This window comes from Actinomadura rubrobrunea NBRC 15275, from assembly GCF_001552235.1.
GTDB classification, from domain to species: Bacteria; Actinomycetota; Actinomycetes; order Streptosporangiales; family Streptosporangiaceae; genus Spirillospora; species Spirillospora viridilutea.
Map to the genome: position 1 here is coordinate 38,480 of NZ_BCQU01000009.1, position 15,155 is coordinate 53,634.

The window sequence follows — 15,155 nt, forward strand, 5'->3', positions numbered from 1 at the left end:
CCGGCAGTTGACGACGCGGGAGCTGAAGGAGATGTTGCGATACCTCCAGGGTGATCAGCGGACCTCAAGCGCGTACAGCGGAACGCCCGGCTAGGCGTGTAGTTGCGATACCTCCAGGGTGATCAGCGGACGTGTGGGAACCCGCCTAGAACGCCCTGAGAAGCCCGCAGAGTTGCGATACCTCCAGGGTGATCAGCGGACGCGTGCCGCCGTTGGTGTCGCCGTCGCGTGCCGCGTTGCGATACCTCCAGGGTGATCAGCGGACTGGCCGAATGGGGAGAGTTCGCGGGTGCGTGAGGAGTGGTTGCGATACCTCCAGGGTGATCAGCGGACGCGTGAGTATCCGGCGGGGCGGTTTCGGGGTGCCGGTTGCGATACCTCCAGGGTGATCAGCGGACCTCGGGTTTTCGACTCATGAGATCGCGGAGGCTTGGTAGTTGCGATACCTCCAGGGTGATCAGCGGACCCGTTATGTAGGTACTGTTGGCAATAGTCGCGCAGTACGTTGCGATACCTCCAGGGTGATCAGCGGACCCGAGGGTAAAGTCGCAGGTCGGAGACGGTGTGACGATGCCTCAGCCCGCCTGTTTTGCAGCAACCCGGCGGTTGTGCAGAAGCGCAGGTCAGAAGCTTGATCGTCTTCGACCGAGACTCGCGTCAACGGGCGGCCCCGACGAGAGCTTGGCACAGCGCGCCGAAGGCTCGGGTCCACGGTGTCGACTGTACTTTGCCGAGGTCGTCTGGGACGGGCATGTCGCCAACAGACCTGTCGCTCACGAACGTGGTCGTGAGCGACTGGTAGCAGCGGGCCGTCCGACGGCATCACACCGTTGGGTGGGGTCAGAGGTCGACGGATTCGCCTGGCATGAGGCGGCGGATGTCGGCGTTTGGCCTCTTGGCCTCCATGGCGAGGACGTCGTCCAGGACCCGCAGGCCCCACTCGTTGATCAATCCGTCGTGCACCGCGTACGCCCGGCGCGGCGCGACCGCACGCAGGTATTCGATCATCGCCGGGACCGTCAGCCACGGCGCCTGTCCAGCGAACAGCAGCGTCGACGCGTCCACGACCGTCAGCGCGTCGCCAGTGTGGAACACCTCACCGTCCACCAGGAACCCGATGTTGTCCACCGGCGGGTAGTCCGGGTGACTGAAGTGGTGCTTCTCGCCCTTCGCGGTGATCTCGAACCCGGCGACCTCGACGGCTTCGTCCGCTCGCAGCACTCGCACCCGGTCGCCGAGGTCCTCCAGCTTCGCCGCGACTCCGGGGCAGGTGAGCACGGTGAGACGCGGGTCCTTCTCCGCCGCAGCCCGCAGCCGCTCCACGTCAAGATGGTCGAAGTGCTCGTGCGTGACCAGCACGGCCTCGACGCCGTCCAGCGCTTCGTCTTCCGGTGTCAGCACGCCCGGGTCGATGACGACGGCCCGCCCGTCCTTTTCCAGCCGCACGCAGGCATGCCCGTACTTGGTGATCCTCACCAGCCCATCGTGCCAGCTTTGGGCTGAATGGCCGCATCTACCTGTTCGCTTCGCGCGATCCCTTCGTGAGCTTCAGGCGCACCATCGGGAGTCGATCAACGGTCGTGCCGGTGGCGCGCTCTATGACGGCCCGCAGGTTCTTCCACGCGCGTGGGTGGACGCGGGCGTAGCGTTCGAGGACGGCGGCCGCCTCTTCCTGCGACATCACCGTCGCCACAGCGGGCACGCTGCGCCGCAATCCGGTGCTGACTCTGACGTCGGGGCAGGCCAGCACGTTGCGGTACCACTGGGCTCGCTCTCCGAACCCGGAGACGATGACGTACTCGTCTGGGGCTGGATGCTCCACCACTTCCAGCACCACGTACCTGCGTGCCCCCGTGACCCGCCCGACGTGTTCCAGCAGGAGGAGTCGGGATCCGAACAGCGCACCGAGTCCGGCTCGGTACATCCAGATCGGCGCCCGTGCCAACCAGCGTGTTCGCAAGGCGCGGGCTCCGACTACAGCCGTCAAGTCAGCTACTCGCACACTCACTGTTATCTCATTTGCCGCTGGCTGCCGCGACGTCGCGGCAGGCCCCTGCGGCAGCACGGAAACGGCGACCGCAGGTTGACCGCCGAACGTGCGGGCGGCCTGCGGTCCACCCTCCTTTCAATGCACCGCGTTGTGCAGCTTCGTCCCCGCGATGAGGGTGAGCGAGCACTCGACCCGGCGATGAGCTGGACTTGCACGTTCGTCCGTCTGGGCGTGCTGGAGTAGAGGTGCTGCCTTGGCGCGCGGAGATCCGTTGGCAACTCCACCATCACCGTCACCGCACCGTCGGCTTTGAGGAGCGGACCAGTGTTGGGCGCGGTTCGCGGGGTGTTTGAGGTGGCCAGTCGGGCCCCGGCTTAGGTGCGGGTGGTCGGTCTCGTCGGCGTCAGCCCGGTGCGTCCTGGACGGGTGTCGTTACCTGGCGCCGCGGTCGGCCAGGCGACGCTGGATGAGGTCGCGGCTCTCCTCCGGGGACAGTGCCGCGTCCTCTTCGATGTGCTCCCAGGTGTCGGAGAGGTCGGCGGAGGCGAAGCCGATGCCGAACATGCTGCGGGTCAGGCTGATGCGGTCGCTGACGCCGGGGAACTCCAGGACGTCGAACGGGTAGGCCCGTTCTTCGTAGAACGGCGCCGACGAGGGGACGATCCGGACCTGCGCGTCCGTGTCCTCGCTGAGATGCAGCAGGTGACGCAGCTGCGGGACGAGCACGTCGTCGTCCAGCCGCGGCGACAGCGCCGCCTCGTCGACGATCACGTCGAGGAAGCGGCGGCGGCCACCGGGCCGGTAGGTCTGCCGGTTGCGCAGCATGTCCCAGTAGACGTCCGGGTCGCGTTCACTGAACGACATCGACGCGGCGAACCGCGCGTACGGCTCCGCCTGCGCCAGCTCGGGGACCTGCTGGACGCCGTAGGTGCGGATGACCGACGCCTCCGACTCGGAGATGAGCGCGTCGCGTTCCTCCGCCTTCATGTCGTCGAGGTGCGCCGCGAGCCATTGGGGGCCGCGCGGGCGCGACGCCAGGTCGATCATCACGTCGGCGACCTTGGCCGCCCGGACTTGGTAGCGCTCCAGCAGCCGCTCGACCTCTGCGGGCGACGGCTCGACGAATCCGGTCTCCACGCGGACGAGCCAGTCGGCGTGGCAGCCGACGCGGGCGGCCGCCTCCTCGTACGACAGTTGGAGCAGCTCCCTGGTCCGCCGCAGGTACAGCCCGAGACGTCGGGCGTTGATGTTCGGCGCGCGATAGTCCGCGGGCATCCCAACCTCCCGCCGTCATCATGTCGGGGACGGCTGGAACGACGTGGCAGCCTTTACGGAAAGCAAGAAGAATGTCACGCTCCGGTGGCATTGTTCGCGTGACCAGCCGCAATGCGTGATGCTTGCGGGCGGGCAAGGCCGACCTTCTCCGACAGCGGGACGGCGGGCCGGATGGCGGCCGTGAGAGCTTCGGCGCGCAGAGCACGCCGCAAAACCAGAAGTCAGGACGGGTCGGCGGCGAGAGGTGCCGGACGGGGGTCGAAGCGACCCGCCAGGGGCAGGAGCACCAGGACGAGCACGGCCGCCACCAGGTAGCAGGCCCAGTACCCGGACAGCGGCGCCAGGACGGCGACGAGTCCCGTCCCGGTGACGGCGCCGAGGTAGTTGAACACGCCCACGCGCGCGACGGCCACGCCCTGCCCGATCGGGTCGTGGTGGGCCGCCGCCGCGTACGCGGCCGGCGCCACCGAGCACAGCCCGAGTCCGGCCCCGGCGAATCCGGCGATGGCGACCCACGGATTGGCCGCGAGGACGGCGGCGAGGAGGCCGGCGAAGGCGAGCACGGCTCCCCCGCGGATGATCCACGCCGCGCCCCGGCGGCGCACCACGAGGTCGGCGATCGCCCGTCCGGTGACCGTCGCGGCGGCGAACGCCGTGATGGCCAGAGGCGCCACCGTGTCCGCGCCGCCGAGCTCGTCCCGCACGTACTTGACGGCGAACCCCGCGATCGACCCTTCCGCGACGTACGCGCATCCCAGCGCCGCGCCGAGAACCAGCAGCGGCCGCCATGGCACCACCATCGCCTCACGGCCTTGTTCGTGCGCCGCTTGCGCGATGCGGCGTTGTTCCTGTCGGGCGATGAGCCGTTCGTGCTCCCTGCGCAGCGGCATCCGGACGGTGGCCAGGGCGATCAGCAGGCCGATCGCCGCCGGCACCGCGAATCCCGTCATGAGGGAGAGGTCGGCGCCGTTGGCGAAGGAGATCCACAGCGAGCCGACGATGCTGGCGCCGCTCCACACCGCGAAGAAGCCGTTCACGAGCGACCGTCCGGCGTGCCGTTCGATCGCCACGGCCTGGGCGTTCATCGACGCCTCGACGACCCCCATGGCGACGCCGAACAGCACGACCGCCGCGATGAGCGGCCCCGTCCCGGGCGCGGCGGCGAGCAGGACGACCGCCACGAAGAAGACGGGTTGGGCGCACCGAAGGACGACCCCCGACCCGGAGCGTCCGCTCAGACGCGCGGCCAGCAGTCCCCCGGCGACGGCGAGCACCGGTACGAGCGCCACCAGCACGTTGATGGCCTGGTCGCTCAGCCCGTGCGCCCGTTGGAAGCGCGGCACTCGTGCCATCACGGACGAGAAGGCGAGCGCCTCCCCCGCGTAGCACAGGTAGATCGCGGCCCGGACCCGCCGCATCGGAGGCAGGGTGTCGGACGGGCGGACGTCGCGGTCGCCCGGCGTCCGCAGCCGAGCGAGCATCCCGGACAGGGGTCTGCGTCGTGCCACGTCGTGCCGTCCCGGGGTGCCGACCGCGCCGAGCATCGCGTTCATATAGCCCTTTGATGCTAGTAATTTTGGATCATGTTATACCTGGTATCGGTATGACCAAGGTGTGCGGCGGTCGCTCCCTGGCCGGCGGAGCCGGACCTGACGGAGGCGGCGGGTGAATCCTGCGCGTCTGCGGTTCGGCGTGCTCGGGCCGCTGATCATCGAGGCGGACGGCGCCCCGCTGCGCCCTCCTCGTTCGCCGATCCTGCGGGGCCTGCTCGGGGTGCTGCTGGTGGCCGCCGGACGTCCGCTGCCCGCCGACCGGCTGATCGAGCTGGTCTGGCAGGAGCGGCCCGAGGAGGTCAACCCCGGTTCGGTGCAGGTGGGGATCTCCCGGCTGCGGCAGTGGCTGCGGCGGGTCGATCCCGCGTCCGACCCCGGCTGGAACCTGGAGCACTACGGTTCCGGCTACCGTCTGACGCTCCCGGACGACGCCTTCGACCTCGGTCGTTTCCGCGCACTGGTGGGGCGGGCCAAGGCCGAACAGGACGTCGAGGCCCGTGCCCGGCTGCTGGAGACCGCGCTCGCGCTCTGGCGCGGCCCGGTTCTCAACGACCTGACGTTCCTCGACGCGCACGACCCGCTGCTGCGCTCCGTCACCGAGGAGGGGTGCGCGGCGGCCCTCGACCTGACGGCCGCGGCGATAAGAACCGGCCGCGCCGGCACCGCGCTGGACCTGCTCGCCGCGCTCGCCGAGTCCCATCCGCTGGACGAACGCCTCGAGGCGAGCATGGTCGAACTGCTGGCGGCCGACGGACGCACCGCCGAGGCGCTGCGCCGCTACCAGACTTATCGGGAGCGCGTGGCCGAGGAGCTGGGCGTCGACCCCGGCCAGCGGATGCAGGCGGCCTACCTGGCCGCGCTGGCCCGGGACGGCAGGTCCCCCGACCCGCCGCGGGCGCCGCCTCCCGTGCCCGCCCAACTGCCGCCGCCCGTCCCGGACTTCACCGGCCGCGACGAGCACGTCACGACGCTGACCGGTCTGCTCACCACCCGCGAGTACTCACCGGTCACGGTGATCACGGGGATGGGCGGAGTCGGGAAGACCACGCTGGCCCTGCACGTCGCGCATCGCCTGGCCGCGCGGTTCCCCGACGGACAGCTGTACGCCCGGCTGCGCCGCCCGGACGGCGGCTCGGTCGACACGGCCGAGGTCATCGGCGGCTTCCTGCGGGCGTTCGGCGTCACCGGGCAGGACGTGCCCGCCTCGCTGGAGGACCGGTCCGCGCTGCTGCGGACCGTCCTGCACGGCCGCCGGGTGCTGATCGTGCTCGACGACGCCTCCGCCGAAAGTGAGGTGCGTCCGCTGCTGCCCGGCACGCCCGGCTGCGCGGTGATCGTCACCAGCCGCGTCCCGCTGGCCGGCCTGACCGGAGCGGACCGGGTCGACCTGGACGTCTTCGACGAGGACCAGGCCGTGGCGCTGCTCAGCCGCATCGTCGGCCCCGAGCGGATCGCCGCCGAACCGCAGGCCGCGGCGGAGGTCGTCCGGCTGTGCGCGTACATGCCGCTCGCCGTGCGCATCGCCGGGACGCGCCTGGTGCACAGGCGGCACCGCACGCTCGCCTGGCTGGCCGAACGCCTCGGCGACGTCCGCCACCGGCTGGACGAGCTCACCGCGGGAGACCTGGCGGTCCGGGCGTCCTTCCGGCTCAGCTATGTGAGGCTGCCCGAAGAGACACGGCGCCTGTTCCGTCTGCTCGGGCTCCTCGAAGCGCCCGACTTCCCCGAATGGGTCGCGGCCGCGCTGCTCGGCGGCTCCTACCGGGAGGCCCAGACCCATCTGGACGCCCTGGTCGAGGCGCAGCTCCTCGTGGTCGCCGGGACGGACGCCAACGGCTGGCCCCGGCACCGCTACCACGACCTCGTCCGCATTTACGCGCGCGAACTGGCGACCGAGGTGGAGTCGGACGAGGAACGCCTGGCCGCCGTTCAGCGTGCGCTGGGCGCCTGGCTGGCGCTGGCGGAGCGCGCAGCCGACCGCGTGCCGGGCCCGTGCTACGCGGCGATCCACGGGTCCGCGCCCCGCTACCGGCTGCCGCCGGAGGTCACCGATCGGCTTCTGGCCGATCCGATGGCGTGGTTCGACGCTGAGCGGGCCGCGATGGCGGCGGCGGTGGAGCAGGCGTGCGCGCTGGGCCTGGACGAGTTCGCCTGGGACCTGGCGGCCTCGATGGAGAAGTACCTCGACGTCAGAAGCCTGGCGCAGGACTGGTTGCCGCTGCACGAGAAGGCCATGGCGCTGTGCGCGGCCAAGGGCAACCGGCTCGGCGAGGCGGTCCTGCTGCGCGGGCTGAACGACACGACCACGTGGCTGTCGACGGACCATGCCGGCGACGCCATGGGCGCATCCTACGAGGCGTCCACCCGGATGTACCGGCTGTTCGAAGAGGTGGGTGAACGCCGCGGAATGGCCGACGCCCTGGTCGCCCAATGCTGGGGTCTGATCGCCCGCGGCGACACCGACCAGGCTCTGGAGACGGCCCGACACGCACTCGCCCTCGCCGAGGAGACCGACCACCTCGGCGGGGAGGCGCGCGCCCACCACATCATGGGCGTCGCCTACGGGGAGGCCCGTCCCGAGCAGGCCGCCGAGCACCTGGAACGCTGCCTGGACCTCGCCCGCCTGCACGGCAACCCCCGCTTCGAGGCCACGGCCATGCAGTTCCTCGGCGCCGCGTACTGCCTGTCGGGACGTGTGGAGAGCGGGCACGCGCTGCTCGTGGACTCCTTGCGCATCTGCCACGAACTCAAGGACCACTACGCCGAGGCGTTCTCGCTCCTCTACCTGGCCAAGCTGTACGCAGCGCTCGGCGACGACCGCGCCATGCCCACCGCGAAGTCGGTCGTCTACCTGGCCCGCCGCCACAACCTGGAGCATCATCTCGCCGACGGCTTAACGGTCCTCGGGCAACTCGACCTGGCCGCGGGCCGGTACGACTCCGCGACGGCCAACCTGGAGGAGTCGGTCCGTCTCTGGCGCGCTCGCGGCTGGCACTCGTTCCTCGCCGACACGTTGCGCGCCCTCGGGCTGGCCCATCGCCATAGCGGCGACGAGGAGGCGGCGCGGAAAGTGTGGAGTGAGGCGATGAGCGTGTACGAGCGGCTCGGAGACACGTCCGCTGCTGCCGACATCGCCACCCTCCTAAACGAGGGGTGAACGCCGACCCCGCCGCGGCGTTCACCCTTCGCCCGTCCCCGTACCCCGGGGCCGAGCGCGTCCCCGTGGCGCTCGCCCCCGAGAGACACCCTCAGCATCACAGACCGGGCATACCAAACGCTTACCGATCCGCCCCGCACGTCAGAGCCCACCTGTAAACGGAGCTTGGGGCGTACGGGCCAGGCCGGTTCCGGACAGGTGAGCCCGTGCCGTCTCAGTCGCTGAAGGAGTGCGGGCCGAAGCGCCCCCACGCCACGAGAGCGGCCGAGGCGAGAAGGAAAAGATTCACCACAATCGCGTAGGCCTCGCGACGGCGCAGGTGCACGATGATCGCACCGATCATCAACAACACCAGGCCGACGGCGGCCAGCGGCACCAGCACCGGCGCGATGTCGAGCGCGGCGGGCAGGATCAAACCGAACGCGGCCAGCACCTCCAAGGCGCCGATGGCCTTGACGGCACCGACGCTGAAGTCCTCGGCGAATCTGATGCCGGACGCGACCAGCTTCTCCTTGGGTCGGATGAGCTTCACCGCACCGCCGCCCAGAAAGGCGACGGCCAGCAGCCCCGCAATGATCCACAAAGCCACGTTCACGAGTGTTCTCCTCGCAGGATGGTGAGCGACCTCGGTTCCGGAGTCGGCAGCGTTGATCGTCAGGTGTCCGGAGCCGACTCGCAGGCGTCTCAGCAGTCCGACGACACGGCGCCTCGAAATGTCAGGCGAGGGGCCGACCTGACAGATCGGTGCTCTGTCTCGTCGGACTGATGAGGGAAGATGCGACGCGGGGAGGCGCCCACACCATGAGCACGCGATCCGAGCCGGCGCAGGAGCGCCTGAGCGCGGTCATGCGCGAGCGGCGTCAGCTGCTCAACGTCGCGTACCGCCTCCTGGGCTCCCTCTCCGATGCCGAGGACGTGGTTCAGGAGACGTACGCCCGCTGGTACGCCCTTTCTCCGCAGCAGCAGGAGGCCGTCGAATCGCCCGGGGCCTGGCTGACGAAGGTGGCCACCCGCATCTGCCTCGACCTGCTCGGCTCGGCGCGGGCCCGGCGAGAACGGTACGTGGGCGCGTGGCTCCCGGAGCCGGTCCCCGACCCCGCGGAGTGGACCACCGGTCGATCGGCCGCCGATCCCGCCGACCGGGTCACCCTCGACGAGTCGATCAGCATGGCCTTCCTCGTCGTGCTCGAATCGATGACCCCGGCCGAGCGCGTCGCGTTCGTCCTGCACGACGTGTTCCGCTACTCGTTCACCGAAGTGGCGGAGATCGTCGGCCGTACGCCGGGAGCGTGCCGCCAGCTCGCCTCATCGGCCCGCCGTCGCATCCGCGCGTCACAGGCTCCAACGGCGCCCACGGCTCGGCGCGCCCGCATCGTCAGGGACTTCAAGCAGGCATGGGAAGCCAAGGACATCGACACCCTGATCAGCCTGCTCGACCCCGACGTCACGACGATCGCCGACAGCGGCGGCCTCGTCGCGGCCCGGCTCCACCCGATCGAAGGCGCCGAGCAGGTCGCGCGCGCCTTCGCCGATGTCGCCGACAGGGCACCCGGCCTGGCGATCTTGGAGCGCACGGTCAACGGCCAGCCCGGTCTGGTGGCTCAGCAGGACGGCGTGACCGTCGTGGTGGTGGCGTTCGACATCGCGGACGACCGGATCACGCACATCTGGGCGGTGCGCAACCCCGAGAAACTCCGGCCCTGGTCAACGAACTGACCAGCGTCCACGTGCGAACTCACTGAATCAGGATGCCAGGGAATTGACCGAAGGCACCGGCGTCGAAGGCCACAGACCTCGCCCCGAGGCGAGAGCCGCGGTAGCCGTTCACTGCACCGCCCGAGGCCGCCTGCCCCACTCAGTGTCCAGCCCGCTCAGAAACCAGACGCGACGCTACGCCCGCCATCCATTGCTCGAGGATGAGCGCGTCGCCGGCGCGCCTCGTCGTAGACGAACTGCTTGGTCGCCGCAGGCGGAAAGTAGACGTCCGGATTCCGGAACACGATCCCGTCCCGGTGGCAGTACCGCAGCTCGGACCAGACGGGTATCGCTTCATTCCACAGTTCCATTTGTCGACGCCAGGTCTTCCGCCCCCGGAAACTCGCGAAGACCAGACCCGCGATGCCGAATATAAACGGCGCCAGGAACACAAAAGAACCCAGAAGATCGGCGACATTTTCCACCGCTATTGCAAGCGGCACCGCCAGGAGCACAGCGCAGGCCAGCAATATTGCGATCGGACACCCCATCCCCCTCGGCGGCGCAGGCGGGGGGCAATCGAGCATGCTGGCCAGCGGCGTTTGTGCGTGAGAGTGGAACGTATGGGACACACTCTCAGACCATCCGACAGAGGTGCCATGAGTAGTCATATGACTACTCTGACCTTGGACGATCACTGGAACTGGTTGCGTCCAATCCGAGCTGTGGCACAGCGGGCATTCGCTCACCCCGACCAGGGGACCCCTCATAGACTCTCCTCCGAGAGACGACGAAGATCCTGCCCTCATGCCACGTAGGGAAGACGCGTCGAACAGGTCTAAGCAGCTTTAGACACGAATGAGGATCAGCGATCCCGTACCGGTGGCCCGGGCGGCGACATCATATTACTAATCTGATCACTGCCCCATATTCAATCTCGGGCCACCCCGTAGGTCTGTTGGACGGCAACGGACCTTGTACGGGGTGGCTGGACTCACCGAAGCAGCAACAGGGCTTCAGAGGTGCAGGGCGGCGATGGCCTGGTCAGCCACCACGACCACGGCCAGCCGCTCGCGCGTTCACCTGTTCACTGAGTGTGACGTCCAAGTAGTCGCTCTGCTTCCACGCCCATCTCCCGTAGGAGGTGATGGCACCGGAGGCACCGTCATAGCTCTGGTCGGCCGACGTCGTGACCTACCTTGTCCGTGCGAACGAACTAGCCCTGCGGACGCAGAAGCAGCTCAACCTCGTCGGCTAGTACGGCGGAAAGTTGCTTCAGAGGCACATGTTGCCAGGTCGTGCATCACCAGGCGGCCAATCGAGGGACGCGGCCCCACCGATCACCTAGACCGCCCCTCGACACGCCCTCGGCACGCAGCAACGACGGCAGGCCCATCCTCCCCCACCAGTCCACCATCACCTGCACCACTCCGTCATGGCACCGCTGCATCCGTCGGCGGCCACCAGCCTGCCTAAAAAAAAGCAAACGGGCCCGGATCACAGCCGATCCAAAAGGCCCACCAGCAACTGCTTCAAACTTCATGACCAACGTGCAGCCCAGACGCTAATTCAGCCATAATTCTTCCGCTTCCACCACTCGTACCGCCATTCGAGTGCATCACGATGTGGCTTGCGAGGCAGATTGGAGATCGACGGGAACCGAATACCTAGATCTTCGAGCGTTGGCCCTCCTGGGACGACCTCAACCTTGAGCGTGTCTGGATGTATAGCAAATAGGCCCGCATCGAAAGCTCGATGGAGTGCAGCATTCATGGGAATCCCGTTACGGGGATCTGGGCTGCCACCCGCGTAATCTGGAATAAAATGCACTGCTTCGAGCATCTCAAGAACAGCAACCCCTGACAGGGGGCATCGAGGTCCATAGCGCTGCAATACCCTCAGTCTGAACGTCGCCTGATCTGGACGATGCCGGACGCTCCGCACAGCGCTGCGGCTACGGTTGCCTGTTGGGATGAAAGGTTCATCGTCGGAGCGATCCTCCTTTTCAACCTTTCGAGGAGGCTCCTCTCCAAACAGAATGAGAAATATCTTACTTTCCTCGGCCCAGCCCGCAATCCACCCCAACTTGACTTCGCGCAATGTGGAGTTCGGAGTAGGCTTCGAGATCACAAAAATAGGCAGCTGCAGATCGGCTGCAGCCTTCATCGCTTCAACTTCGCTCGCGTCTCGAGATGGCGGACGATTCGTGGAGGGATAGTGGTAAATCATCCCATGTTCATCTAGATCGTCCGGGTAGTGCTCACCCGTGTGCAGCACCCCCACCGCTACGCCCCTCGGATGAAGAGCCTTAGTGCGAGCCGCATCAACCCAAATTCCTTGACCTCCGCCATACGCGCCAAGCTCGCGAAGTACCCCCGGTGCAACAAGGCCATTCTTAGCAACCGCACGGATGTGCTGCCAGATGGCCCTCCTCAACAAACGTTCACCCTCCACATTGTCAGCCCGATCAGCAAATACACTAAATCCTAGATTCTGCAGGACAGGCTTGATTTTTGATTCGCCTGCGAGGACTTGCTTGTACCCCTGTCGTCCACGTTGCGGATACTGATAGTCGAGAGCAACGCTAGCGATGGCCTCAGCTGGATACAGGCGACCGTCAACCTGCACATAAAGGTGTCCAGGGGCCCCAAACCCATGCTTGACCAAAAAGGCTTGACGGCCGAGTTCATCATGTTCTTTTGCTGCACGTCGCACGGCCTCTGAGTCAATCAGCTCCAAGATGGTTCCGCTCAAGTTCTCAGATGACATGCTCACTTCCCTAATTGATCAGTTATCGAAAATAAAGGTGTGTTCCATATCAATGAAAAATGCGACGCGGACTGCAGAACTCACGTGATCCGACCATCAGTCTTCGTCGCACATTTCACAGTCACTTAGACATTGACTCTCCTTTGTGTTCTCAATGCCTCATGGCGGGCTTGGGCTTCGGTGCGGAGGAGGGGGCGGAGCCGGTCCCGAGAGCGGCCTCGGGTCTTGATGGCGTGGCAGTTGGGGCAGAGGGCGATCATGTTTTCGGGGTGGTCCCGGCCCCAGCCGGCGCGGTCGTCGATGTGATCGACCTCGAGGATGGGGTCGCCGCCGTCGGTGACGTCGTTGGGTTGGCCTGTGCAGAGCGGGTTTTCGCAGCGTCCCCGGCTGCGGATCAGGACTGCTTTACGCGCGGCGTCCGACCGCACGGGCTGTTCGCGAGTGCTGGTCGTGGTGCGGTTGTGGTCGCCGCGCGCCTCTGCGGCTTCGACCAGCTGGACGAGGCGTAGGTACTCCTCGACGGGGCTTGGTGGCTGCGCCGGCTGGCGTACGGGAGACGCCGTCGCCAGGAGGCCTACGTCCTTGAGCAACTGCTCGGGGCAGGTGCCGTTGAAGAAGCGGTGGCCGATCTCGTCGATGACGGCGGCGCGTGATTCTTCGGACGTGTCGACCAGTTCGTAGGCCCAGGCGGTGAGGCCGCCGTAGGGGTTGTGCCGCTCCATCCATTTGATCGGCTCACCACTGGCCGTAGGGACATTGCCGGTGTGGCCGTGCAATTCCCACAGGTCGGTGCGATACAAGGCGAGCCACGGAAACTCTGGCCTTGGCCTTGAGCTCGGCTGCCCGTACTCGCGGAAGAGGGCGCGCAGCTCTGCGTGGCAGTCCCGCCAAGCGACGAGGCGGGGCCGGTGGTGGGCGACGCGGCCCATGGCCCATAGAAGGGTGAGCGGCTGGTGACGGGCGGGTCCGTCCGGAGTGCCCGCGACCTTGAGGTTCTTGACGGCGTTGAGCAGCCGTTCGTGATGTGTGGGGTTCACGATCACCTCGAGCCCGGCTTGGCGCGGTGGCGGCCGACGGCTCGCACGCCGTCTGAAGGATCAGGAGCCGCCAGAAGTTGCTGCGGATGTGCTGGTACGCCGCGTGGTAGGCGCCGTTTCGGCGTGGTCAGGTCTTGTCACCGAGGTCGCAGGTGGACGCCTCAAGGAACCGCCCCTGTGCCAGTCGGTCACGCCGCCAGGCGGCGGCTTCATGGGTGATCGACACGTGTGCCATGCGGGAGATGGTATGTCCGGGTTGCGACAATCTTCCCTTAGGTCGGCCATGTCGTCGGTCAACCTCGACGCTGACGAACAACCTGTCGGTGATCAACGGCACCGCCGTCTCGTTGGGGTCGAGCTCCGGCAGTAGCGGGGGCTCGTGGGATCTGGGCGGTGCCTGGGATGACGCGTTCGCTGGTGAGCACGGACGCGTCGGTCATCACCGGGCCGCGCAACGCCGACGGGTCGATTCGGTCGTCGGAGTTCCTTCGTCCGAAGGTCGGCGGGGACTTGGGAGCGAGGAGCTGACTGCAGGGCAGGAGGAGTCGGCTGCGCTCGGCCTCGGCGGCCGAAGGCCGATGGCGGACATGTGCAGTTTGGGAGAGCTGCCCGCAATTACGGTGTCTGTCGAAGGTTGTCACGGAGGTGGAAAGGCCGTCATGACCGACAGCAGCGCGCCGTCGTCCAGGTCCGCCGGTCCCATCGACACCACGCGGCCGCACCAGGCGCGGCTCTGGAACCACTGGCTCGGCGGGAAGGACAACTATCCCATCGACCGGGAGATCGGCGACAAGATCATGGAGGTGTATCCGGAGATCGTCGACGTCGCCCGGCAGTCGCGGGCCTTCCTGGTCCGGGTGGTGCACTTCATGACCGGCCAGGGCATCCGCCAGTTCCTCGACATCGGCACCGGGCTTCCGGCGGTGGACAACACCCACGAGGTGGCGCAGCGGGACGCGCCCGAGTGCCGCATCGTGTACGTCGACAACGACCCGCTGGTCGTGGCGCACGCCCGCGCCCTGATGACCAGCTCGCCCGAAGGCGAGTGCGCCTACCTGGAGGCCGACATCCGGGAACCGGAGGCGATCATCGAGCAGGCCGGGGCGGTGCTGGACTTCTCCCGGCCCATCGGGTTGCTGCTGCTCGGCATCGTCGGCAACGTGCCCGACGAGGACGATCCGAAGGGCGTCGTGCGGCGTCTGGTGGACGCGCTGCCGTCCGGCAGCTACGTGGCCATCAACGACGGCACGAACGTCCTGGGCGTGAACGAGTGGACGCCCGCCGAGGCGACCGCGCGGGGTGAGGCACTGCGGTTGTGTCGGGAGGCCGGGACGGTCCCGTACTACGCCCGCACTCCGGAGTTCATCGAGTCGCTGTTCGAGGGGTTGGAGCTGGTGGAGCCGGGGGTCGTGTCCACGCCGTTGTGGCGTCCCGACTTCCCGCAGATCGAGGAGATCCGGCCGATCGACTCCTTCGGGGGCGTCGCCCGTAAGCCCTGAGGCATCCGGCCCCGTCCACGGGGTCGGCGACCACGGACGGCCGGCTCACTGTGCTCTGGCGGCGCGGCGGCTCTGACTCATCCTGTGTCGCAAGGCGCTGACGACCGTTTCTTTGCTCTGGCGACGCCGCCGTCTCGCGACCGATTCTTACAAGACGGGCGCGGTGGGGGCGGACCATGC

Annotated in this window: 11 protein-coding genes and 1 CRISPR repeat array (1 of these 12 cut by a window edge); of the genes, 3 read left to right on the forward strand and 8 right to left on the reverse strand. The window is 67.7% G+C overall.

Annotation, left to right across the window (positions count from 1 at the left end):
- A CRISPR array of direct repeats spans positions 1-534; the repeat unit is 30 nt; unit sequence GTTGCGATACCTCCAGGGTGATCAGCGGAC (it extends 561 nt beyond the left edge of the window).
- 306 nt (positions 535-840) lie between these two features.
- The 4 genes from AR3_RS04450 to AR3_RS04465 all read right to left on the reverse strand — a co-directional run bounded on the left by AR3_RS04450 (position 841) and on the right by AR3_RS04465 (position 4,818).
- Positions 841-1,476, reverse strand: coding sequence for an MBL fold metallo-hydrolase (locus AR3_RS04450; RefSeq protein WP_067908841.1), 636 nt, complete (start codon positions 1,474-1,476; stop codon positions 841-843).
- Between the two features lie 37 nt (positions 1,477-1,513).
- Positions 1,514-1,924, reverse strand: coding sequence for a nitroreductase family deazaflavin-dependent oxidoreductase (locus tag AR3_RS04455; protein ID WP_083950925.1), 411 nt, complete (start codon positions 1,922-1,924; stop codon positions 1,514-1,516).
- Positions 1,925-2,422: 498 nt separating this feature from the next.
- Positions 2,423-3,265, reverse strand: coding sequence for a Scr1 family TA system antitoxin-like transcriptional regulator (locus tag AR3_RS04460; RefSeq protein ID WP_067908844.1), 843 nt, complete (start codon positions 3,263-3,265; stop codon positions 2,423-2,425).
- Positions 3,266-3,486: 221 nt separating this feature from the next.
- Complete coding sequence (locus AR3_RS04465) at positions 3,487-4,818, reverse strand: MFS transporter (protein ID WP_067908850.1); 1,332 nt, start codon at positions 4,816-4,818, stop codon at positions 3,487-3,489.
- Positions 4,819-4,930: 112 nt separating this feature from the next.
- On the opposite strand from AR3_RS04465, the gene AR3_RS04470 reads away from it, so the two are divergent.
- The gene (locus tag AR3_RS04470; protein ID WP_067908856.1) at positions 4,931-7,975 is read left to right on the forward strand and encodes an AfsR/SARP family transcriptional regulator; all 3,045 of its coding nucleotides are present in this window, start codon (positions 4,931-4,933) and stop codon (positions 7,973-7,975) included.
- Positions 7,976-8,189: 214 nt separating this feature from the next.
- Here AR3_RS04470 and AR3_RS04475 read toward each other — a convergent pair whose 3' ends face one another.
- Entirely contained in the window at positions 8,190-8,570 is a 381-nt protein-coding gene (locus tag AR3_RS04475) for a DoxX family protein (protein ID WP_067908858.1), read from the reverse strand.
- A gap of 206 nt (positions 8,571-8,776) precedes the next feature.
- Here AR3_RS04475 and sigJ point away from each other — a divergent pair, with 206 nt between their 5' ends.
- On the forward strand, positions 8,777-9,691 hold the full coding sequence (gene sigJ, locus AR3_RS04480; RefSeq protein ID WP_067908861.1) for an RNA polymerase sigma factor SigJ: 915 nt from the start codon (positions 8,777-8,779) through the stop codon (positions 9,689-9,691).
- A 155-nt stretch (positions 9,692-9,846) separates the two neighbouring features.
- Here sigJ and AR3_RS30250 read toward each other — a convergent pair whose 3' ends face one another.
- The 3 genes from AR3_RS30250 to AR3_RS04490 form a co-directional block, all read right to left on the reverse strand.
- On the reverse strand, positions 9,847-10,185 hold the full coding sequence (locus AR3_RS30250; RefSeq protein ID WP_146150243.1) for a hypothetical protein: 339 nt from the start codon (positions 10,183-10,185) through the stop codon (positions 9,847-9,849).
- Positions 10,186-11,239: 1,054 nt separating this feature from the next.
- Positions 11,240-12,439 (reverse strand): HNH endonuclease, encoded by a 1,200-nt coding sequence (locus AR3_RS29305; RefSeq protein WP_083950926.1) that lies wholly within the window; start codon positions 12,437-12,439, stop codon positions 11,240-11,242.
- Between the two features lie 125 nt (positions 12,440-12,564).
- Positions 12,565-13,476 carry an HNH endonuclease gene (locus tag AR3_RS04490; protein ID WP_217998444.1) on the reverse strand — a complete coding sequence of 304 codons (912 nt, stop codon included), beginning with the start codon at positions 13,474-13,476 and terminating at the stop codon, positions 12,565-12,567.
- A 659-nt stretch (positions 13,477-14,135) separates the two neighbouring features.
- Here AR3_RS04490 and AR3_RS04495 point away from each other — a divergent pair.
- Positions 14,136-14,975, forward strand: a complete 840-nt coding sequence (locus tag AR3_RS04495) for an SAM-dependent methyltransferase (protein ID WP_067908864.1) — start codon at positions 14,136-14,138, stop codon at positions 14,973-14,975.
- Positions 14,976-15,155 lie beyond the last annotated feature (180 nt).